At 47.0% G+C, this 23347-nt stretch carries 20 protein-coding genes; 3 read left to right on the top strand and 17 right to left on the bottom strand.

The annotated features are described in order from the left end of the window. Positions 1–119: 119 nt before the first annotated feature. The 3 genes from QZT80_RS22020 to QZT80_RS22010 all read right to left on the bottom strand — a co-directional run bounded on the left by QZT80_RS22020 (position 120) and on the right by QZT80_RS22010 (position 6563). Positions 120–3470, bottom strand: coding sequence for a methylmalonyl-CoA mutase family protein (locus QZT80_RS22020; RefSeq protein ID WP_295127342.1), 3351 nt, complete (start codon positions 3468–3470; stop codon positions 120–122). 651 nt (positions 3471–4121) lie between these two features. Then, positions 4122–4829 carry an NUDIX domain-containing protein gene (locus tag QZT80_RS22015; RefSeq protein ID WP_295127339.1) on the bottom strand — a complete coding sequence of 236 codons (708 nt, stop codon included), beginning with the start codon at positions 4827–4829 and terminating at the stop codon, positions 4122–4124. Positions 4830–4931: 102 nt separating this feature from the next. Then, positions 4932–6563 carry an amidohydrolase gene (locus QZT80_RS22010; protein ID WP_295127337.1) on the bottom strand — a complete coding sequence of 544 codons (1632 nt, stop codon included), beginning with the start codon at positions 6561–6563 and terminating at the stop codon, positions 4932–4934. Positions 6564–6613: 50 nt separating this feature from the next. On the opposite strand from QZT80_RS22010, the gene ligA reads away from it, so the two are divergent. Further along, complete coding sequence (gene ligA, locus QZT80_RS22005; protein ID WP_295127334.1) at positions 6614–8725, top strand: NAD-dependent DNA ligase LigA; 2112 nt, start codon at positions 6614–6616, stop codon at positions 8723–8725. After that, the gene (locus QZT80_RS22000; protein WP_295127331.1) at positions 8725–9168 is read left to right on the top strand and encodes a nucleoside deaminase; all 444 of its coding nucleotides are present in this window, start codon (positions 8725–8727) and stop codon (positions 9166–9168) included. The genes ligA and QZT80_RS22000 overlap by 1 nt, the downstream gene beginning before the upstream one ends. 66 nt (positions 9169–9234) lie before the next feature. Here QZT80_RS22000 and QZT80_RS21995 read toward each other — a convergent pair whose 3' ends face one another. The 3 genes from QZT80_RS21995 to QZT80_RS21985 all read right to left on the bottom strand — a co-directional run bounded on the left by QZT80_RS21995 (position 9235) and on the right by QZT80_RS21985 (position 11548). Beyond that, a complete protein-coding gene (locus tag QZT80_RS21995) occupies positions 9235–10170 on the bottom strand; it encodes an SPFH domain-containing protein (protein WP_295127329.1) in 936 nt (311 codons plus the stop codon). 204 nt (positions 10171–10374) lie between these two features. Next, positions 10375–10584: a hypothetical protein gene (locus QZT80_RS21990; protein ID WP_295127326.1), complete on the bottom strand. Its 210-nt coding sequence runs from the start codon at positions 10582–10584 to the stop codon at positions 10375–10377. A 262-nt stretch (positions 10585–10846) separates the two neighbouring features. Continuing rightward, a complete protein-coding gene (locus QZT80_RS21985; RefSeq protein WP_295127323.1) occupies positions 10847–11548 on the bottom strand; it encodes a LuxR C-terminal-related transcriptional regulator in 702 nt (233 codons plus the stop codon). 338 nt (positions 11549–11886) lie between these two features. Between QZT80_RS21985 and QZT80_RS21980 the strand changes: the two genes are divergently transcribed. Further along, on the top strand, positions 11887–12492 hold the full coding sequence (locus tag QZT80_RS21980) for a superoxide dismutase (protein ID WP_295127320.1): 606 nt from the start codon (positions 11887–11889) through the stop codon (positions 12490–12492). A 57-nt stretch (positions 12493–12549) separates the two neighbouring features. Here the strand turns inward: QZT80_RS21980 and QZT80_RS21975 are convergent, their stop codons facing one another. From QZT80_RS21975 to QZT80_RS21925, 11 genes are all read right to left on the bottom strand, one after another. Beyond that, entirely contained in the window at positions 12550–13935 is a 1386-nt protein-coding gene (locus QZT80_RS21975; RefSeq protein WP_295127317.1) for a Gfo/Idh/MocA family oxidoreductase, read from the bottom strand. Positions 13936–14321: 386 nt separating this feature from the next. Further along, complete coding sequence (locus tag QZT80_RS21970) at positions 14322–15980, bottom strand: S41 family peptidase (RefSeq protein ID WP_295127314.1); 1659 nt, start codon at positions 15978–15980, stop codon at positions 14322–14324. 32 nt (positions 15981–16012) lie between these two features. Next, a complete protein-coding gene (gene yidD / locus QZT80_RS21965; RefSeq protein ID WP_295127311.1) occupies positions 16013–16246 on the bottom strand; it encodes a membrane protein insertion efficiency factor YidD in 234 nt (77 codons plus the stop codon). Positions 16247–16283: 37 nt separating this feature from the next. Beyond that, positions 16284–16676 (bottom strand): ribonuclease P protein component, encoded by a 393-nt coding sequence (locus tag QZT80_RS21960; protein WP_295128110.1) that lies wholly within the window; start codon positions 16674–16676, stop codon positions 16284–16286. 28 nt (positions 16677–16704) lie between these two features. Beyond that, positions 16705–16860 carry a 50S ribosomal protein L34 gene (gene rpmH, locus QZT80_RS21955; protein ID WP_012788729.1) on the bottom strand — a complete coding sequence of 52 codons (156 nt, stop codon included), beginning with the start codon at positions 16858–16860 and terminating at the stop codon, positions 16705–16707. A gap of 187 nt (positions 16861–17047) precedes the next feature. Then, the gene (locus QZT80_RS21950; protein WP_295127296.1) at positions 17048–17557 is read right to left on the bottom strand and encodes an OmpH family outer membrane protein; all 510 of its coding nucleotides are present in this window, start codon (positions 17555–17557) and stop codon (positions 17048–17050) included. Positions 17558–17586: 29 nt separating this feature from the next. Further along, positions 17587–18096, bottom strand: coding sequence for an OmpH family outer membrane protein (locus tag QZT80_RS21945; protein ID WP_295127293.1), 510 nt, complete (start codon positions 18094–18096; stop codon positions 17587–17589). 46 nt (positions 18097–18142) lie between these two features. Further along, complete coding sequence (locus QZT80_RS21940; RefSeq protein WP_295127290.1) at positions 18143–18658, bottom strand: OmpH family outer membrane protein; 516 nt, start codon at positions 18656–18658, stop codon at positions 18143–18145. 137 nt (positions 18659–18795) lie between these two features. Beyond that, positions 18796–21531 carry a POTRA domain-containing protein gene (locus tag QZT80_RS21935; protein WP_295127287.1) on the bottom strand — a complete coding sequence of 912 codons (2736 nt, stop codon included), beginning with the start codon at positions 21529–21531 and terminating at the stop codon, positions 18796–18798. Next, complete coding sequence (locus QZT80_RS21930; RefSeq protein ID WP_295127284.1) at positions 21512–22273, bottom strand: isoprenyl transferase; 762 nt, start codon at positions 22271–22273, stop codon at positions 21512–21514. Before QZT80_RS21930 ends, QZT80_RS21935 begins: the two co-directional genes overlap by 20 nt. Positions 22274–22448: 175 nt before the next feature. Beyond that, positions 22449–23264 carry a DUF6089 family protein gene (locus tag QZT80_RS21925; protein ID WP_295127281.1) on the bottom strand — a complete coding sequence of 272 codons (816 nt, stop codon included), beginning with the start codon at positions 23262–23264 and terminating at the stop codon, positions 22449–22451. Positions 23265–23347: the final 83 nt, after the last annotated feature.

The following is a 23347-nucleotide window of genomic DNA, read 5'->3' as shown; positions in this document are numbered from 1 at the left end:
TAAAGGTAAGGGCTTATTTAATACTGCGAGCAAAGCGCGTTGCCACGCAGAAATATTAGCGCAGCGGTCAAATAAAAAAGTCCCGCATTACTGCGGGACTTATATAACAAGTGTATTGTTTACATGTTTCTTCTATATTGTCCACCCACCTCGTACAAAGCATGTGTAATTTGCCCGAGTGTACAATACTTCACGGTTTCCATCAACTCGTCAAACAGGTTATCATTACGTATCGCCGCCTCCTGCAAACGTTTCAGCATAGCCGCACTTTTATCTTCATGACGCTTTTTAAAAGCATCCACCGAATTAATCTGGTATTCTTTTTCTTCGGTAGTAGAGCGGATCACTTCTGCAGGAATAATTGTAGGTGACCCATTCTTATTCAGGAAGGTGTTTACACCTATGATCGGGTATTCGCCGGTATGCTTCAGCGACTCATAATGCAGGCTTTCTTCCTGTATCTTGTTACGCTGGTACATTCTTTCCATAGCGCCCAAAACACCACCGCGTTCGGTAATTCGGTTGAACTCCATCATTACCGCTTCTTCCACCAGGTCGGTTAGTTCATCCAGGAAAAAGCTGCCCTGGTTAGGATTCTCATTGGTAGCTGTACCCAGTTCGCGGTTAATGATCAACTGAATGGCCATGGCGCGGCGCACACTCTCTTCGGTGGGCGTAGTAATGGCCTCATCGTACGCATTTGTATGCAGGGAGTTGCAGTTGTCATATATCGCATATAAAGCCTGCAACGTAGTGCGTATATCGTTAAAGTCAATTTCCTGCGCATGCAAACTGCGGCCGGAAGTCTGGATATGATATTTCAGTTTTTGCGAACGGTCGTTACCCTTGTACTTATACTTGATGGCTTTTGCCCAGATGCGGCGGGCCACACGGCCGATTACAGCATACTCGGGGTCCATACCGTTGCTGAAGAAAAACGAAAGGTTTGGCGCAAAATCGTCGATGTTCATGCCGCGGCTGAGGTAATACTCCACGTAAGTAAAACCGTTTGATAACGTAAAGGCCAGCTGGGTAATCGGATTGGCACCGGCTTCGGCAATATGGTAACCGGAAATACTTACTGAATAGAAGTTTCTTACTTTTCTGTTGATGAAATATTCCTGCACATCGCCCATCAGCTTTAATGCAAATTCGGTAGAAAAGATGCAGGTGTTCTGTGCCTGATCTTCTTTCAGAATATCGGCCTGCACAGTGCCACGCACGGTGCTAAGCGCATGGGCTTTTATCTTTTCATACACCTCCGGCTCCAGCACGTCGCTACCGGAAACGCCCAGCAGGGCAAGGCCCAGGCCATCGTTGCCATGCGGCAATCCGCCACTGTATTCAGGCAGGGGGTGTTCTTTAAATTTCTTCCTGATGATGTCTTTTACCTTATCGGTGAGCCCTTCTTTAGCAATATATTGTTCACATTGCTGATCAATAGCGGCATTCATAAAAAAGGCGAGCAGTATGGGTGCCGGACCGTTGATCGTCATCGACACCGAAGTCTTTGGATTACAAAGATCGAAGCCGCTGTAAAGTTTCTTGGCATCGTCTACAGAAGCTATACTAACACCGGAGTTGCCGACTTTACCATAAATATCCGGGCGGTAGGCGGGGTCTTCGCCGTAAAGCGTAACACTGTCGAACGCCGTAGACAAACGTTTGGCAGGCTGCTCAACCGATACATAGTGAAAACGTTTATTGGTACGTTCCGGGCCACCTTCGCCGGCAAACATCCTGGTAGGGTCTTCGCCTTCGCGTTTAAGCGGGAACACACCTGCTGCGTAAGGGAACTCTCCGGGCAGGTTTTCGGTAAGCTGCCAGCGTAAAATATCGCCCCAGTCGCTGAACTTAGGCAAACTTATTTTAGGAATGCGCGATTGCGAAAGGCTGGTGGTGAATAAAGGAAGTTTGATCTCTTTATCACGCACCTGGAACGCATAATGATCGGCGGTGTACTTCTCTACCAACGCCGGCCATCCTTCTATCAACGCCTTACATTCCGGCTGTAATTGTTTTTGAAGATGTTCGCTGACGGCCCTCAATCCTTCCTTATCTTTCCACTCTTCCATATCCAGCACACCAGTTACTTTATACCATTTGCTGGCAATAGCGCATTGTTCCTTTACCCACTTGCCATAATCCTCAATGGTACTAACGATCTCCGCCAGGTAACGCACCCGTGAAGGCGGAATGATCGCATCTTCCAAATTACCGCTGCCTGTAGCTTCTTTAGCAGTACCGCCGAAGCTGATACCCACCTTATCTTCCACTACCTTCATCAGCATATCAAACAACAGGTTACAGCCTGCATTATTGAATTTAGAGGCGATGGTGCCCACTACAGGAAGCTCTTCGTCTTTGGCGCTCCAAAGGCCGTGGTTACGTTTATATTGTTTACGCACATCGTGCAGTGCATCCAGTGCGCCGGCTTTATCGAATTTGTTGATCGTAATTACGTCGGCGTAATCGAGCATATTAATCTTTTCGAGCTGCGAAGCCGCACCGTATTCAGGCGTCATCACATACAGCGAAAGGTCGCAATAATCTACAATGGCCGTATCACTTTGACCGATACCCGATGTTTCAAGAATAATAAAATCGAAGCCTGCCATTTTGCAGATGTCGATAGCCTCCTGTATATGTTCGCTGATGGCCTTATCGCTTTCGCGGGTAGCCAGGGAGCGCATGTAGGCGCGGGGGTGATGGATACTGTTCATCCGGATACGGTCGCCAAGTAACGCACCGCCCGTTTTTTTCTTGGATGGATCTACGGAAATAACAGCGATCGTTTTGTCTTCGTAGTGATAGAGGAAACGCCTGACCAGTTCATCCGTCACGCTACTTTTACCTGCACCGCCGGTACCGGTAATACCCAATACAGCTACGTGGCCACCCGTAGTATGTTCTTCTTCATCCAAACCAACCGCTGCCAGTTTCTTCTGCAACTGTGGAACGGGCTGACCATTCTCCGCCTGCGTGATGGCGCGGGCGATCAGCGGCGCGTCCGTAGTTTCTATCTTACGGGCGATGGCAGGTAAAGGATAATCACATTGATTGATCAAATCTTCTATCATTCCCTCTAAGCCCATCTGGCGGCCATCGTCGGGAGAGTAAATACGGGAGATGCCGTATGCGTGCATTTCCTGGATTTCTGTTGGCAGAATGGTGCCGCCACCACCACCAAATATCTTGATATGCCCGCAACCTTTTTCATGCAGCAGGTCATACATGTACTTAAAAAATTCAACGTGGCCTCCCTGGTAAGAGGTAACGGCAATGCCCTGGGCATCTTCCTGTATGGCGCAATCCACTATCTCGGCGGCGGAGCGGTTATGCCCGAGATGAATTACCTCCGCGCCTTTTGACTGCATAATACGGCGCATGATATTGATCGCGGCATCATGACCGTCGAACAGAGAAGCTGCCGTAACAATACGTACTTTGTTAGTTGGTGTATATGACATAATAAGATGTTTGCGGAAAACTGCTAACGCAGTACAACATTGCAAGTTACGAAAATAAGGGTTGAAGCACTTACAAACGCCGCCAGGCCGCAGAATTAGAATTGATTGAACAGGTGAAGATGCTTGTTGGATAAATACTAACAGTTGTAAGCAGCAGTTGATAATTGTTTAGACTAAAAACAAAAAATCCCCTGCGATTAAAAACGCAGGGGATCCATAGAAATAGAAAGCAGTAATGAATAATTAGTGAAACTAAATTTCACAACGTGGAACTTAAAATAAGGTATAACGTGGAACTTACAATAATGTATAATGTGGAATTTATAAACGCAATTTGTATATAAAAAGCTTGTTTTTATATGTTTGTCTAATGTCCTTTTAGCAATTTAAATTCTGGTTACTTATTTGTCTCTCTGGTCTTTTCTATCGGGTCAAAAATATACCGCCTCTTTATGTGCGTATATTTAACACAATCTTAAAGCTTTTTTTTTATCTCTCAAACTTTTTTTTCAATAATTACTGAAAATTCTAAATAAATTATTTCAACTGATACTTTCCTCCCACAGGGCATCTTAGCCGATTATCAATACTGTTAAGTATTTTCCCCTAAAAGTATACTATTCCGAATTTATCCCAAATGTTAAAAAAGCATTAGAAATCCAAAGCTCTTTTAGCCCTCAAATCGTACTTTCCAGGGTCGAATTTATACAGTCTGGCGGGACGGTGGGGTACGCTATCTTCCTCTTCATGCAAATCGACCAGGATATCCATGTTAAAAAACTTCTTCCGGAAGTTGCGACGGTCGAGTTTAACGTCGAGAATGGTTTCGTAAAGATGTTGGAGGGTACGGAGTGAAAACTTCTCCGGCAGGAGGTCTATACCGATAGGATGGTCTACTACTTTATGCTGTAACCGCCGGTAGCAGGTGGCCAGTATCTCTTTATGATCGGGCAATAGTTCAGGTAACTTTTTCACCGTACACCACTTTAAGGCGCCTGGTTGCTGGCGGATGGGAGTATGGGCTACGTTTACCAGGCTGTAGTAGGCAACCGACACCACGCTACCAATAGGATGGCGCTGGACGGCACCGAAGGCGTGTACCTGCTCCAGGTCGAGGCCACTAATGCCCGCATGGCGCTCTAACACCCGCCAGGCAGCCGACTCCAGTGTTTCTCCCGGTCGTATCGTATCGCCCGGTAACTTCCAGCAGTCGTTTTGCCCAGGCTCCTGCGCAGGCAACAATAATACTTTGAGGGCTTCGTCTTCCCAGCCAAAAACAACACAGTCTACGGAAACCGCCATTTTAAAATGCTCAGCTACATTCCCGGTTTGGGAATCGTTCGCGGTGTATGTGCTCATATCGTGGAATATTCTAAAAAACGGATAATCACCCGGGGCGCTAACAATCACGTAAGAAAAGATAAATAATTTTTCACAGTTCCATGGGGCCTTATTTTACACTTATTGTAAGTTGAATACATTTTTACCGCCAACATAGGTGCTTAATATGTTAAGCCTGAGTATTCCCGCTACCGGCACTTTCATTATATCGTCGGACAGGATGATGAAGTCGGCCAGTTTACCCACCTCGAGGCTTCCTTTATCCTGTTCTTCAAACGCCGCTCTGGCCGCCCAAATAGTCATGCCACGCAAACCCTGCTCTCGCGAAAGGGCGTTCTCTGGCTGGAAACCACCTTCGGGAAATCCTTTCGCATCCACCCGGCCCACTGCAGCCAGAAAGGTTTTTAAAGGACTGATATCCTCTACGGGAAAGTCGGTACCCAGAGGTAACCAGCCGTTCTCTTTCAGCAGCTGCAGGAATGCGTACGCGGTTTTTACCTGTTGTGGCCCAAGCCTGCTGGCCGCCCAATACATATCGGAGGTGGCATGGGTGGGCTGCACAGATGGTACGATACTATATTGCCCGAACCATTTGAAGTCGGCGCTATCTACCACCTGCGCATGCTCAATACGCCAGCGCTTATCGTTCTTCCCTTTTAATACGGAACCGTAAATACGTAATATCTCCCGGTTGGCAGAGTCGCCAATGGCATGCGTACACATCTGCAATTTCGTTTGCACCATCTCTGCCGCCTTTGTCTCGAAGTAGGTTTTATCTTTTAATAAGAATCCCTTCCAGCCTGCTTTATCAGCATAATCATGTAACAGGCAGGCGCCGCGGGAGCCGAGTGCGCCATCCGCATAAAACTTCATTCCACCTATATTGATATGATCGGTTTTATACGCGCCTTTCTGCTTCAGCCAGTTCCAGTTTTCATCGTTATCACTCAACATTACGTAAGCACGCATTTGTAGTTTGCCTGCACGCTGTAAACTATCGAGCAACAGCGCCTGCCGTAGTTCCAGTCCACAGTCAGACACCGTGGTGAGACCCGCTGCGAAGCAATTACGCTCGGCCAGCTGCCAGCTTTTCTCATATGCACCGGCATCTGGTGCCGGTATAACTGACTGTACAAGCCCCACTGCATTATCCACCAATATGCCCGTAAGCCGTCCATTTTTTGTTTCTACCAGCCCACCGGTAAGGGTTTGGCCCGCTGTGATCTTTGCAGCATTGATAGCGGCCTGGTTTACGATAGCCGCATGCCCGTCTACCCGCTCCAGGAACACAGGGGTATTTGGAAACAGGCTGTCAAGCTGCGCTCTGTCAGGAAAATTCTTATCCTCCCAGTCGTTTTGGTCCCAGCCACGGCCCAGTATCCAGGGTTGAGAACTGGAGGCAGCGAAGGCTTTTAGCTTGTTTATCACCTCCTGCCAACTGCCTGTACCATCCAGCGCTACCGACTGCAGGCCCAGGGCGTAACCGGTAAAGTGGGAATGTGCGTCTATGAAGCCCGGGTAAACGAATTTCCCCGCGGCGTCCCTGGTTTCCGTGGCTTCGTATCTCTTTAAAATATCCGCATCACTGCCTGTAGCCACAATACGTCCGTCCTTAACCGCCAGTGCTTCCGCCACAGCAAAAGAATCGTTAACGGTGTAGATAACGGCGTTATGCAATACCAGGTCTGCCTTCTGTTTGGTTTGGCAGGAGGCAAGTGTAAGCAACAGGCTGCTGTAAAGAAGATACTTCATGTCTGGAGTTTAGGGCTATAAAGTTTAAATTTACGGCACAGATCTCATCTATGTATACTAAAGAAACGGAAATAAATCTATCGCAGGAGGCCAAAGCGCTTCTTAGCCTGTTGCCCGGGGAAGGACTCATGAACGATAATCTCACAGATACGGTGGAGGCCTTACGCCGTGTGATCCGTTACAACGATTACCGTTATTACATCCAGGACGACCCTGTAGTATCCGACTTCGAGTACGACCAGTTGTTCGCCTGGCTTAAAAAGCTGGAAAAGGAAAACCCGGAACTGAAAACGCCGGACTCTCCAACCTCGCGTGTTGCGCAGGGTTTGTCGAAAAACTTCCCGACAGTGCAGCACCTCGTCCCGATGCTCAGCCTCGATAACTCTTACAACGAAGATGACCTTACCGACTGGGACCGTAAGGCCCGTGAGTTTGCCGGTGTGGACGAACTGGAATATTGCATAGAACCGAAATTCGACGGCGCAAGCATTTCTCTCATCTACGAAAACGACCTGCTTACACGCGGTGCCACGCGCGGCGATGGGGTAGCAGGTGATGATATTACCACCAACATCCGCCAGATACGTACCATCCCGCTTTCTGCACCCTTCTCTAATTATGGCATTCAGCAAATAGAGATAAGGGGCGAAGTGCTCATCAACAAAACTACTTTTAAGAAATTCAATGAGCAGCGTATGGCCGAAAACCTGCCGCCACTCGCTAATCCACGCAACGCCGCATCGGGCTCACTGCGCATGGTAGATCCGAATGAAGTAGCCAAACGCGGACTGGAAGCGTTTCTTTATCACATGAGTTATCATGTAATGCTCGACGGACAAACCGAACCGGAAATACTGCAAACGCATAGCGGTACGCTCGACCTGCTGTACACCATGGGCTTCCGCAGTCCGGCGAAAGAAAAGATAGTGGTGAAAGGCATTAAAGCGGTAATCGACTATGTTCATGAGTTTGAATCGAAGCGCGACGATTTGCCGTACGAGATCGATGGTATGGTGATTAAAGTGAACAACTACGATTTGCAGGATAAAATGGGCATGACCACGCATCACCCTCGCTGGGCCATAGCCTTTAAATTCAAGGCACGCCAGGCAACGAGCAAACTGCGCAGCGTAGAGTTCCAGGTAGGCCGTACCGGCTCTATTACGCCGGTAGCCAAAATTGATCCTGTGCCCATTGGAGGCGTGATGGTGGGTTCTATGTCGTTGTTCAATGAAGATGTAATCCGTGAAAAGGGCCTTAAGAAAGGAGATACAGTGTTGGTGGAAAGGGCAGGCGACGTTATTCCTTACATCGTAAAGTCCATGGCCGACCTCCGCGATGGTTCTGAAGAAGATATTATATTCCCCACTAAATGCCCGGTATGCGACCATCCGCTGTTTAAGCCCGAGGGCGAAAGCGTTTGGCGTTGTAATAACATCAACTGCGAAGCGCAGGTGGTAGAACGTATCATCCACTTCGTAAGCAAAGACGCCATGGACATCCGCAGCTTTGGCGAAAGCAACGTGCGTAAATTTTATAACCTCGGTATCTTGAAAGATGTACCCGGCATTTATGAAATGGATTTTGGCGTGATAGGGAAGATGGAAGGTTTCGGCGCCAAGTCCATCACCAATCTTACCGCTGCCATCGAAAGCTCTAAATCGCAACCACTGCACCGTCTTATATTCGGCCTCGGCATCCGTTATGTGGGCGAAACCACGGCCAAAACACTGGCCAATGCGGTGAAGGAACTTACCGAACTGAAAGACTACACCGAAGAACAATTGCTGGCTTTGGAAGATATCGGACCTAAAGTAGCAGGCTCTATCCGCCAGTTCTTTGCCGACCCGGGCAACCTGGATATGCTGGAGAAACTGCGTTCATTAGGGGTGAATCTTTTAAACACACAAGGCAGCCTCTCCGCCGAAGGTACACTCAGCGGACAAACATTCCTGTTTACCGGTACGCTCTCTAAATTGAAACGTAGTGAAGCGGAGGGCATGGTGGAACAACATGGCGGCAAACTGCTGAGCGGCGTTAGCAGCAAACTCAATTACCTGATCGTGGGCGATGATGCCGGCAGCAAACTCGAGAAAGCGAAGAAAATTAACACCATCAAAATACTGACGGAAGACGAATTCATTAAACTGGTAGAAGCCTAATGGAAGCAAACGACGAACACTACATGCAACAGGCGCTTAAAGAAGCGCGCAAAGCCGGGGAAGATGGAGAGGTGCCTATTGGCGCCGTGGTAGTGATGAATGGCCAAATTATTGGCCGGGGCCACAACCAGGTAGAGCGCCTTACCGACTGCACGGCCCATGCGGAAATGATCGCCCTTACTTCGGCCTTCAGCACCCTGGGCAGCAAATACCTGATGGACGCTACCCTGTACGTTACACTGGAACCCTGTGTAATGTGTTCCGGCGCCTTATACTGGAGTAAAATAGGCCGCATCGTTTACGGCGCGCAGGACGAGAAAAACGGCTATCGCAGGGTAACAGGCGAGCAATCGCCCTTCCATCCCAAAACAAAAATTGAACATGGGGTATGTGCGGACGAAAGTCTCAAACTGGTGAAAGATTTTTTTGCCTCAAAAAGGTAAGTATCGCATTAACAAAAAAGTGGCCGCCTCGTTATGAGACGGCCACTTTTCTATCTGTAACAAATATTATTTAGCATGATTAGGGTCCATCAGTTTATTGAGTCCCATCAGTTGCTTCATGCTATGGTCCATCCCTTCTGACGATCCATCGAGGAACAGCACATTACCTTTAGAGTTTTCAGCGAAGTGTTTGATGGCTTCTGTCCACATCGAGAACAGGATTACCGAGGTATCCAGGTTAGCCTGCTGCATTTCCTTCGCAGCCATGGTCATACCCTTAGCTACCTCCTCCCGGAACAGGGCAACACCCTGGCCACGTAACTGGGCCGCCTGGCGTTCTGCTTCAGCAGCGATCTTGATCGCATTACCATCAGCTTCCGCAGCTTTGGTTTTGGTGATCAGTAATGCCTGCCCTTCATTTTCGGCCGCAGCCTTCAGGTTGTTAGAGGCCACTACCTGCGCCATCGAACGCATAATAGCATCATCAAAAGTAATATCGTTCATCTGCAGGTCCTGCAGGTGAAAACCCCAACTTTCCAGTATCTGGTCAATCTGCTCCTTTACATGTTCTGTAATGTCGCGGCGAAGGCCTAATACTTCCGACTGTTTCTTTGTAGCTACAAACCCACGGATAGAGCCTTCGATAGTACGCACCAGCGCCTGCATAAAACTGCGCTCGTCCATAAATTTGAACGCTACGTTTTTGATGGTATTTTCCTCCTGGTTCAGTACGGAGTAAAGCAACATGGCCTTAAAGTAAACATTGGCCTGGTCTACAGTAATAGCCTGGAACTCCAGTTCCACAGAACGGTTCTGGATAGTAATGCGTTTGAACACCTTCTCAATAAGTGGAATCTTGAAATTTAGTCCGGGGAACAAAATGCGGTTGTACTTACCGAAAATAGTAGTTACGCCAATGGTACCCTGCTGCACGGTAACAAAGGAGGTAAACAGGATAAGCACTACCAGCACGATGAGTGCATACAATAGGTAATTGTCCATGGTTATGTGTTGATTTTATTTAGAACATAAATGTAATATAAAATCCATAACTATAGTCAAATGTAAAAATCGAAGATGGGGAGAGAAGGGGTTAATTAACACCGGGATGCCAGGGCCGGACTCCATCCAGGTTTGTTGTGGGTTAACAAACAATGAATGAAAGTCCGGTATCTTAATGGCATAAGTACAGACCCAAAGGCCTTACTATATCTTTTGGCATTTTCTTAAGTATATGAACACATCGTCCAGTTCAATTTGCTTTAACTGATACGCCAGACGCGTTTTCAAGTCTTCTGTTTCCTCTTTGATTTTCTTATACTGGTCTTTTAACGCCTCATACCTGGCTATAATCTCTTCGGGTGTTGCAGAAAGTTCGAGATCCAGGATAAAATAGGCCTTTTCATCGGTTATCATAGTGATAAGTAAGTTGTACTAAAACTATCCAAAATGAACTCCTCAATAATCGAGTACTAAATTAGTGGAGATTAAGACGTGAGAAAATACCCAAGCTTGGGTATTTTTCCCTGTTTTATGTTAAAAAAAATACAAATAACATAAGCCGTCAAAACCAGCTTCCCGAGGGTATTACAGGAGTTTTATCTAAAAAAAATTAATACGAAAACAACTGATTAATGGAGAATTGTGGGCTAAATTCAAACTATAGGCCATGTCCGGGTTATTGTAATCCTGTTTGTTTGGCCAGGGCAACAAGCTCTGATGTATTTCTTACCTTTAATTTCAGCCTGATGTTCTTACGGTGGGTTTCTACCGTGTAGCGACTCAAACTGAGTTTCTCGGCTATCTCCTTATTATTGAATCCCTGGGCGGCCAGGGTAAAGATTAACTTTTCTCTGGAGGTTAACTTGTTAAGCACGTCCTCATTCGTTCTTCTAAGCACATCCCTTAAAGCCTCACTTATCTGGCTGCTGGTATCAATGGCGAATGAGAAGTCGAGGAACACGCAAATTACTTCTATTACATTTCCCTGCTCATCAAATGTAAAAGGATAACCAAGGCCTACTACCCAAAACCATTGATCGGTATCCTTCCGCTTTACGCGTAATACACCGCCAAATATGTTTTTATTTTCCCTGAACGACTGGCTGGATACTGCAGTAATCATTGCATCATCCGGATGCATGATCTGGGGAAAAAACTGCTCGCCTAACTGCTGAATTTCTTCCAGGGTATATCCAATGGTATCTGCCATCGTCTGGTTACACCAGGTAACCGATTTTTGGTCGATGTTAGAAAGGTACACCATTGCAGGCATTTGCTGTACAATGGATTGGAAGTGCTGTAACCGGCTGCTTAAACGTGCATTCTCCGATATCAGCGCATCTGGAGAGTCACTGTGTGCTGTGCCCTTGTCCTGCATATTTTATCTTTTAAACAAACAATAGTGAAACTAACGAGTTGTACTATACGAATATAGTGAAATCAATAATAACCGTTGTAACACTTATATGTAAATATAACTTTAAGGTAACGCACACTGGCCATCATCATCGGTATGGGAAGCCTCTTCTTATTTATCTTAGATTTCGGTCAGTTAACAAAAGGGGCTACATGCTCTAATTTACTACAAAAAAGCTTACGCCCGTTAAATATCCATAAGTTTCTGCGAACAAACGTTTTGTCATTTCCCGCATTAGGTACTAAATTTGATGACTTTTAGATCATAAACGAATTTTTTTAACCAATAAAAATTGGATCATGGCATTTACACTCCCAAGCTTACCGTATGCTTCCGATGCGCTCGAGCCGCATTTCGATAAACAAACTATGGAAATTCACCATGGTAAGCACCACCAGGCTTATGTAGACAATCTGAATAAAGCTGTAGCCGGCACCGAGAACGAAGGCAAATCGCTGGAAGAACTGGTAGCTGCTGCAGGCAAAATAAGCCCCGCAGTTCGTAACAACGGCGGCGGTCACTGGAACCACAGCTTCTTCTGGACAAGCCTGGCAGCTAATGCAGGTGGTGCGCCTTCGGGCAAACTGGGCGATGCTATCAACAGCACTTTCGGTTCCTTCGACGCTTTCAAGGAAAAATTCAATGCAGCCGGTATCACCCGCTTCGGTTCCGGCTGGGCATGGTTGCTGGTAAAAGACGGTAAACTGGAAATCAGCTCTACCCCTAACCAGGACAATCCACTGATGGATGTGGCTGAAGTGAAAGGAACTCCGCTGCTGGGCGTAGACGTATGGGAACATGCTTACTACCTGAAGTATCAGAACCGTCGTGCCGACTACCTCAACGCTTTCTGGAGTGTTGTTAAGTGGGACGAAGTAGCTAAACGTTTCGACGCAGCTAAATAAACCGTCAATATACGCGTAAGAAAAAGGGAGAAGCGATCTGCTTCTCCCTTTTCTATTTTACTTTGTTACTGTTTTCAGATTTTTCGGGTCCCAGTAGATGATCTTGTTATTGAAGTAACTATCGTTACACAACAACGCGGGTGCTGCGGCGCGGTAGCCGAACAACGCATCTTCACTTACCTTACCTCCCGTACGCATAGCGTTAAACAGGTTGTAGAAGTGATCGAAGTGCGCCCCTTTGTAACCTTCTTCTGCTGCATATTCCAGCTTCTCCGGGTCCAGCATTTGCTTGCGTTCGTACACGTATTGTTTACCATTAGCCTGGCTCTGCTTCGTTTGCAGTAAAGGATCGTCGGCCGCAGCGTAACTTTTATTGCGGTATAAAGTAACCTTATCCCACTCCACCGTCATGGAGCCTTCGCTACCCACCATACGCAGGTAGTTGGTACCACCGGTACCGTCCACGAAGTTTACGCGTAACGAAAGGTTAAAGGCAGGGTGAATATCGGTTTTAGGATAATCGAACATGCCCAGCATAACATCGGGCACTTCACGGCCATCTTTCCAATATCTTAAACCGCCTGTAGCCATGATCTTTTCGGGGCCAATAGAACCTGTAACCAGGTGAAGGCTCGAAAACAGGTGCACAAACAGATCGCCGGATACACCGGTACCGTAATCACGGTAGTTACGCCAGCGGAAAAAGCGTAACGGGTCAAATGCACGCTTCTTCGTGTTCGACAAGTAAGCGTCCCAGCCCACAGTTTTCTCTGAGGCATCGGCCGGAATGGGATATTGCCAGGCGCCGAAGGGCGACATACGCGCCCAGAAACCCTCTGCATAATTCAGTTCGCCGATAGCGCCTTCTTTCAGCAGCTGGCGGGCCTTTTCGTTACCGAGTGAGCTTACGCCCTGGCTGCCTACCTGGTATACCACTTTGTTTTTACTTTGGGCATCCACCACGGCAGGGCCTTCAGTTACATCGTGTACCATCGGTTTTTCGCAGTAAACAGATTTGCCTTTATTCATGGCCGCCACCGAAATGTCTTTATGCCAATGGTCGGGCGTAGCAATAATCACCGCGTCAATGTCTTTACGCTCCAATATTTCGCGGTAATCGCGGGTAGTAAAAATATCATTGCCGTACTTCTTACGTGCATCTGCCAGGCGACCATCGTACAGGTCGCAGGCAGCCACGAGTTTCACACCAGGTACAGTAATAGCAGTATTAGCATCCGCCGTACCCATACCACCGGCACCGATCAGCGCAATCTGGATATTATCATTAGGACTGTAATAGGTTTTCTCGCGCGACAGCAGCATCAGGTTTCTTTTACGATCGGCGGCAGTAATAATGTTCGGCAGCAATGTAGCGCCTACCAAACCCTTTGCCACCTTGGTTATAAAGCCGCGGCGCGACTTCTCCATTTCGTTCGCATTCATAATTCGGGTACGTTTTTCTTGGTTAATAATACATGACGTGACCCTTAATTTAGCCCAAACGTTTCGTAAATCATAATAATTAATTTCAATAGTGGGACCAGCAGTAGTAATACTCATCAGCCGCCGTTGTGTCACTCCCTTCAGCGGCATCTCCCTGATCGTCATCGCGCGGAGTGATGCCCGCTACTGTGGGCACACAATAGAAATTAGGCATCCGCTGCAAACTTTCGCGGCTATGAAACCCCGTACCGCCTGCAAACTAAAGGCCACTCCCTTCAGTCTCCGTGTATACACCGCATACAACAAACACCAAAGCCCACTCACATCAACATAAAACAAAAAAGCCCCGGCCATACAGCCAGGGCTCTCCTATATAATATCTTAACCTACTTCGCCACCGTTAGCAACGCATGGTACTTCGCCGGCTGCTGCAACACATTTACCGCTTCTATCACATCGCCATCCCAGGCCAGGCTGGTTTCTATACGGCCTTTCTGCAGGTAATAACGGTTCATTATTTCCTCCTGCAATAACTGGCGGATCTCGGTTTTATTCTTCAGCAAATCCTGCTTTTTGTCGTGCTTCATTTTAGCCTGCAGCGCTTCAAATTCTTTAGCTACTGCATCGTAATACTTCTCTTTACGGGCGGTGTTGCTAAAGCTTTCTAATGCTTCTTCGCTACGCGTTTTATAACTGTAATCCTTACCATCGAGGTAACGCACAAAGTCTTCGAACTCATCGTCGCTGAGTTTGAATTCGGCTACCAGCGGTGTTTTTGAATGTGCGTAGAAGTATTGCGTGGCATAGTCGAAAATGTATTGCCTGCGTAACAGCGTGATCGCCACCTGGCTTAATACGCGCTGCTCTGTTTTATCATCCGGCTCAATTCCCCCGCCATCTTTTACCGGGCGACCAGCCTGTGTTACAAACGATTTACGTAAGCTATCGGGCACCTCGTCTGCCTCGCCATCCTGGTTACGGTGCGAGTAGTCGATGGCCTGTATGCAACGGCCGCTCGGTGTATAATACTTTGCGGTGGTTACTTTCAGTTTGGCATTGTAAGGCAGCGGACGTGTGGTTTGCACGAGGCCTTTACCGTAAGAACGCTGGCCAACCACTACACCACGGTCCAGATCCTGCACAGCACCTGCTACTATTTCCGAAGCGGAGGCCGAAGTATGGCTGGTAAGCACTACCAGCGGCAGTTGTATATCCGAGGCCTGTTGACCGGTACGGTACTCGCGGTCCCAGTTTTTCACTTTGCCTTTGGTGCTTACGATCAGTTTATTTTTATCGATGAATATGTTGGACACGGCTACTGCTTCTTCCAGCAAACCGCCGGGGTTACCACGCAGGTCGAGTATTACACCTTTCATAGTGGGGTTGGCCGCTTTCAGTTTCTCGAAAGCTTCCTGTACGAAGTGGGCGCTGTTTTCGGTGAACTGGGTCATCTTAATATAACCTACCCCCGATTTAAGCATCCCATAAAAACTTACCGGGCGCACGGCTATCTCTTCCCGGTGGATATTTACGGTTTTCACTTCAGCGGTAAGCGGGTGGCGTACCGTCATACTAAGTGGAGTACCGGCATTGCCTTTCAGCTGGCGGCTAATATCCTCCTGCTCCCAGCCTTTTACGCTTTTATCGTCCAGCTTCAGGATTATGTCGCCGGCACGTATGCCTGCCTTGTGCATGGGACTGCCTTCATACACGTCCGTAACGGCGGTAGAATCGCCGCGGGTGTAAATAGATATGCCAACACCGCCATATTTACCCGTGGCCATAAACTTCAGGTCGTCCAGGTTTTCTTCGGGTACGAAATCGGTGTAAGGGTCGGTTTCTTCCAACATGGCCTCTATGCCCTTTTGCATGAGTTTATCGGCCTGCAGGTCGTCTACGTAGTAAGTATTCAGCTCGCGGTAGAAAGCGGCGAAAATATCGAGGTTCTTGGCAATCTGGAAGTACTTGTCGTTATCGGAGAAGGCTGTAAGACCGATACTGAGTATCAGCAGGGAGACGGCCACTATCTTATTACGATTCCTCATAGGTTCGATTTAAAATAAATAAGGTGAATGGATCAGGGTACCGGGTCGTAACCATGGCCTCCCCAGGGATTACATGAAAGAATACGTTTGGCGGTAAGGTATGATCCTTTAAAAAGGCCGTATTTGCGGAATGCTTCCAAACCATACTGCGAGCAGGTGGGCGTATACCGGCATTTACTACCTCCTAATAACGGGGAAATGCACCATTGGTATACTTTAATGAGAAAAATAAACGGGTAACCCAGCAAAATCAAAAAGCGCCTCATTGAACAGATCGTTTGTTTGGTTAAGGCCGGTGAGGCATTATTTGCCTTCGGCCGCAAATTCTTTCTGCAAACGATTTAAAATTACCGAAAATTTATGGTGCAGGGTGGGGAAGTCGGCTATTTTCTTATCGGTATAGATGAAAAAAACAGCCATCTGGCGGCCCTGGAGGGAGTCGTACAGCTCCTGCTTCTGCAGGCGCCAGCATTCGCGGCCAAGGCGTTTGATGCGGTTACGGTCTACCGCGTGGGGAAAGTTGCGGCTCGAGGCTGTAAACCCTGCCTGCACAGGATACTTTTGTGTAGGCAGGGTAGCAGGCATAAAAATCACGCGATACGGAAAAACAGAAAACGCTTTTCCTTTTCGAAAAAGCGTTTCAATCAGTTTCCTGCTCTTTAACCTTTCTTCCTTGTTAAAAGAATAAGTTTTTATGATACAGTTGTATTTATGCTAATACAGATTATTTCAGCTTGCGTTCGTCAGAAACAGTAAGTTTCTTTCTTCCTTTAGCCCTGCGAGACGCCAATACTTTACGGCCGTTAGCAGTTTCCATTCTCTTTCTGAAACCGTGAACGCTCTTTCTGCGTCTGTTGTGCGGTTGAAAAGTACGTTTCATCTTATTTTTTTATTTTTTTCCTGTACTAATTAACCCATCCACCAGGACAGGATACAATAACCCCGTTTTAAAACGGAAGGCAAAGGTAACAGAAATTATTTAAAATATCAAAGCTCTTTTGCCCTTAAAAAATAAAAAAGGGAAACGAACGGGTCCGCTTCCCTTTTTCGCTCAGTAAATGAGCTAACTATTTGATACCCAGTTTCGCTTTAACGAGGGGCATAATGTCGTCGCCAGCAGGCATAACGAGCAACAGACCCTGGTAAGTATCGATTACGTAAGTATAACCTTTTTCTTTAGCTACATCTTCGATCGCTTTTTTAGCTTTATCGATCACAGGTTTCATTACTTCGGCCTGTTTCTGCTCGATCTGCTGCTGAGCGCTCTGCTGGAACAACTGGATGTTCTGGTTCATATCCTGCAGTTGTTTGGTCTTAACCTCGATGAGGTTAGGGCTCATGGTAGCGCGTTTAGCTTCCAGGTCTTTAGCCTGTGCCTGCAGTTCTTCTTTCATCTGCGTGAAATCAGTATCCAGTGTATCTGCAAACTTCTGAATCTTTGTCTGAGCTACTTTAGCGTCGGGCATAGCCTCTACCAGTTGCTGAGAGTTGATGTGCGCTACTTTTGACTGTGCGCTCGCGTTGATGCTGAATAAACCGGCAAATGCAACGGCTGCGATAAATGCGTATTTCTTCATGGTATAAAGTTTATGAGTATAGGGAGAGATTATTTAATTCCGAGTTTCGTTTTAACGGGCGCCATCAGGTCGTCCGCCGCTGGAAACACCAGCAAAAGGCCTTCTGAATTGTCGATTACGTAAGCATAACCTTTTTCTTTAGCTACGTCTTCGATCGCTTTTTTAGCCTTGTCGAGAACCGGTTTTAATAATTCCTGTTTCTTTTCGCCGACTTTAGTTTCTGCACCGGCGTTGAAATCCTGGATCCTTTTCTGTGTTGCCTGTATTTCTTTTGCTTTGGTTTCCTGCACCGCTGGTGTCATTTTAGCAGCCAGGGAGTCAAAAGAACGCATTTGCTTAGTGTACTCATCTACCAATGCACGCTGTTCCTTCTCGAGACCGGCGGCATACTCCTCCAGTTGCTTAGACGCAGTCTGCGCTTCAGGCATGAGCTGCAGTAACTGGGACGCACTGATGTGCGCAATTTTGCCTTGCGCCGATGCCTTCACGCTAACCATAGCGGTAAACGCAACGAGAGCGATAATTACATACTTCTTCATGATGTTGTTCACTTAGTTGTTGTTTAGATAAAATATTGGTTTAAGGTTACTTTTTAACGCCAAGGGACTTAAGTATATCCTCGCTCTTATCCAGTTTAGGATCGGCAAAGATCACGGTGATACCACCCGATTTGTCGAGTATAAAATCGTACATACGGCTCGCCGCCATTTTTTGCACGGCATTGTAAATACGGTCCTGTATCGGTTTCACCAGCTCTTCTCTCTTTTTGAACAAATCCCCTTCGTAGCCAAACCTCTTTTTCTGAAGGTCTTTAGCATCCTTTTCCCTTGCTACTATTTCATCTTCCCTTTTGCGTTTCAATTCCTCTGTAAGCATTACCTGCTCGGCCTGGTAAGACTTGTACATCTTATCTACCTCCTGGAACTTCGCATCTATTTCCTTTTGCCATTGGTCTGCAACAGCGTCCAGTTTAGTTTGCGACTCCTTGTATTCAGGAATGCTTTCGAGTATATATTTCGTGTCGATCACACAGTAACGCTGCGCCTGCGCTGCTATTACAGTGGACAACAATATAGCTGCCGTGATAAAAATTTTCTTCATTGTATGCGTTTTGAGGGTCGAAATTGCAAATACCATGCCCCAAGCCTTATATCACACGTTCGTTCTAACACCGCCCCAGGGATTCGCAATATATAATAATTTGAAAAAATCAGCATTCCATTTTTCGTCCATCTTCATTATTCTGGCTCGAAGCCCAGCATGAAGGTGAATTTAGCCGCATCTTTCAATCCACCACCTGGTTTAAGCCTGTCTAAACCAATACCGTAGTCGAAACCTAGCAGGCCAAACATCGGCAGGTAGAAACGTGCGCCCAAACCTACTGATCTGCGCAGGCGGAACGGATTGTATTCCTTAAAGTCGCGGTAACCGTTGGCTGCTTCAACAAACGCCAGACCGAAGATCGTGGAGCTTGGGTTAAGACTGAACGGATAACGTACTTCCATCACATATTTGTTGAATATGGTGAAACCCTGGTAACCAGCCGGCTGACCGCTTTCCGGGTTCAGTTTCGGGTTAGAGGTGTAGTACAAAGGATAACCACGCTGAGAGATGATATCACGATCATATACCGCAAAGTTACTCAAACCATCACCACCCAGTTCAAAACGTCCGAACGGAGAAAGTGTTGTTCTGTTATTATAACTTCCGATGTAACCGAATTTGGTAGCCACTTTCAGTACCAGTGATTTGTTGTCGGAGCCCATTGGTTTGGTCAGCGGAACATACCATTCCGCATTCAGGCGGTATTTCTGGTACTCGATAAATTTAAACTGATCTTTAATCGGCTCGGCTTTGTAATTCCTTTCCTTATCAAATGCAGAGTAAGGAGGTGTGAACTGGCCGAACAGCATAAAGCTGGAACCACTGCGTGGGAAAATCTGCTGGTCTACAGAAGAACGCGCTAAAGTGATACGTAAGCTAAGGTTATTAGAAATACCGTTGTCGAAACCTGCGATATTGAAATAGTTAAAGTCTTTCAACTTATAACGCTGGTAGTTCACAGAGTACATCAGGGAGAAATAGTCATCCGGCCATTTCAGCTGTTTACCCAGTGATACCGAACCACCCAGTACGCGGAAGTAAGCGCCGGGATTGCTTACGGTTTGGTTGTAGTACTCTGCGTAAGCGTTCGGGTTTTGATAAGTGCTGTAGAAGCTTACAGAGAACGGGTTTCTCTTTTTACCACCCAGCCACGGCTCAGTGAAAGAGAAGTTATAAGAGCGGTACGCTTTACCGTTCGACGAAATACGTACAGATAATTTCTGACCGTCGCCGCTTGGTAATGGGTCCCAGGTTTCTTTACGGAAGAAGTTTTTAATCGAGAAGTTATTAAAGGTAACACCGAGTGTACCGGTAAGACCGATATAACCACCCCAGCCTGCCGACAGTTCCAACTGGTCGTTCGCCCTTTCTACTACAGAGTAGTCGATGTCTACCGTACCATTGCTGGCGTTAGGCACCGGATTAATACCAATTTTCTCCGGATCGAAGAAACCGAGGTTGGAAATCTCACGCTGCGAACGGATAAGGTTTGCACGGCTGAAATCTTCGCCAGGCAGTGTACGCAGTTCGCGGATCACCACGTGGTCGTTCGTTTTTTCGTTACCCTCGAGGCTAATGGTATTGATGGTCGCTTTCGGACCTTCCACCATCCTGATCTCGTAGTCGATGGTATCTCCACGGATGCCGATCTCCACAGGGTCGATACGGAAGAAGAGGTAACCAAAGTCCATATAGTAACCGGTAATATCACCACCCTCCGGGCTCATTTGTTTACCCAGGCGCTTTTCAAGCAATTCCAGGTTATAAATGTCGCCTTTTTTAATACTGAGGATGCGGGCCAGTACCGAGTCACTGTATACGCTGTTACCTTTCCATACGATATTACCGAAGTAATATTTCTTACCCTCTTCTACCTGGATATCGATATTGAGGTTGTTACGGTAAGAAGGATAAGTAGTATCGCGAACGATTACGGCATCGCGATAACCCTGGGAGTTGTAATAGCTCACCAGCTTCTCTTTATCCTCAAAATATTTTGCGTCGTTAAACTTAGAGTTGGCGAAAACGTGAAAGCGGAAGTAGGGGTCAAGAGCTTCGAGAGTTTTGGTAGCGGAAAGGAAACCCATTTCCTTCCAGTACTCCGGTTTAACCTCGTTGCTGTCTACATACACCGTTTTATCGTCCGGGTGAAGGGTAAGGCGGCTCATCTCCTTCGTGCCCTTCATTTTCTTTTTGAGTTTGTTATCCGCGATATTGTCGTTACCAACGATATGAATGTTATTTACACGCACCTTTTGTCCTTTGGATACATGGAAAATAACGGCTGCGCTGTTCTGTTGTTTAGGGTCCGTAATTTCTTCTACCCTGGTAGTAGCGTTGCGGAAACCTTTGTCCGCGTAGTAAATACGGATCTGGCTAACAGCGTTCTGTTTCAGGCTTTCCGTTACCACGCTTCCCTTGCGCAGGCCTATTTTAGTTACCAGCTCATCTTTCTCAGCTTTTTTAATGCCTTTGAATTCGAAGCTGCTCATACGAGGCTTTTCTGTAAGTTCTATTTCCAGCCATATTTTACCATCTTCAATTTTATTGATGTAGATAGCGATGTTGGAAAAGAAGCGTTGCGACCAAAGGGTGGAAATTGTTTTGGAGAAGTGGTCACCTGGCAGGATCACTTTATCTCCCACATTTAATCCTGAAAGTGAAATAAGCAGTTGCTTATCCAGGAACTGGGTACCAGAGATGGCAATGTCGGCGATTTCATACTGTTGAGCACTTCCAAGATCTAAGGGAATAGCCTCAGGCCGTTTTACAGGGGGAGGGATGGTATCCTTCTGTTGGGCGGACACACTCATCCCGGCACTGCAACATAACACTATGGCCAGTAAGCTTTTAGGAAACAATTTCTTCATTCTGCTGTATTTGGTCGCTTGTTTTGCCAAAACGACGTTCTCTGGTTTGAAAATTTAGGATGGCTTCGTATAGGTTCTCTTTCCGAAAGTCAGGCCAGCGCGTATTGGTGAAATACAGCTCTGCATAAGCCAACTGGTAAAGTAAAAAGTTACTGATACGGCATTCTCCACTTGTCCTTATCATTAATTCGGGGTCTGGGATTTTTGCGGTGCACAGGTATTTTTCCCAGACCTCTGGTGTTACGTCCTCAGGTCTTAATTTGCCATCGCGGGTATCTTTCGCAATGTTTTGGGCCGCGCGTACAATTTCCCAACGGGCACTGTAGCTAAGCGCCATTACCAGGTTTAACCCGGTATTTTCTTCGGTTATGCTCATGGCCTCCTCCATTTCCTGGCGGGCGTTGCCTGGAAGCATATCCATATCGCCGATTACATGTAACCGGATATTATTTTTGGAAAGCGTAGCTACTTCCTTACGGATAGTATTTACGAGCAACTCCATAATGCCGTTCACTTCATACATGGGACGGTCCCAGTTTTCGGTAGAAAAGGCATAAAGGGTAAGATACCCTACTCCTAATTCGGCACAGGCTTCTACAACATTCCGCACACTTTCTACCCCTTCGTGATGCCCATACAACCGGTCCTGACCGCGCTCTTTTGCCCAACGACCGTTTCCGTCCATTATAACGGCAATGTGACGCGGCAACCGTTGCAGGTCTAATTGATCCTTCAAACTCATGTATGTAGGCGTGTTAATACAGATTTACTAAAAGTGTGCAAAGATACAAAAATACCTTTATGACGCTACCCGCCAAGAAGAGGGAGGTGTTTTAACGTAGTTTTAACGGAAGAGTGTAGGAAACGTTAAATTTTCTTTATCTACGTAACGCGCAAAGGCCCAATGGACGGGCTTATCAGAACTTACATCTATATGAAGTAAACAGGATGCCAAATGTTATTTCTATGGAGGCAAAATGATCCCTGTCGCGACTGTTTCCCCGTTGCCTGCCAGCCACGCCGATCGTTTCTCCCACGGCTGAAGAGCGATCCTGCAAAATGGCGGCCATGGAAGGAGTGCCAGCCGGCGTAAGGGCAAAGTTCTCTACCCCGATGTAGGTGGTACTCACATCATCAAGGTAATCGGTACCTGTAAACCGGTACAGCACTTCTACACCCAGGTTCAGACGGGCGTTGATGTTATACTTTACCCCCCCGCCAATGAGGTAAGCGTAGGAAATACGGCTGTACTCCTTACGATCGGGATATGCGGCGCTTCCCTGCCCCTCCGTGTGCATAGGCTGCAAAAAATATTTTGTGCCCTGGTACATCGCGTACGGGTTATGATGGAAAATAGACATGCCCCCGGTAAAATAGGGCGTAAAGCGGTATTCGGTGCTGCCGGGCTCAAACTGGAAGAAGTTGAAGTCACCCTGGGCAGCCAGCTCGTAAATATCGGTATTGAAACTCAGGTTCCTGCTTTTCTGGAAGTCGTTGGTATTGTAAACATCGGAGTAACCCAGTTGCGCATAACGGAAGTGCAGCCTGGCACCCACGTAGTCGTTGAAGTATTTGCGGTAATAAATGCCTACGGTGGGTTTAATGGCATTAACGGCATACCGGGTGTTGATATCGCCGAAGTAGTGCGCACCGCCAACAGTGAAACCCAGCTCCCCGGTATAGGTAAGCTCTTGTTGCGCCCGGGCTGTACCGCCCGCGAGGCAAAAAATCATTATTCCCAAGCCTAAGGCCCGTAATCGCTGCAAGTGGTAATTGATCGGATGACGCATAAACAAGACTAAAAACGCAAAATAAG

This window comes from uncultured Chitinophaga sp., assembly GCF_902168175.1.
GTDB lineage: Bacteria > Bacteroidota > Bacteroidia > Chitinophagales > Chitinophagaceae > Chitinophaga.
Note: the sequence above shows the minus strand (reverse complement) of the source record. Positions and strands in the feature narration are given on the sequence as shown.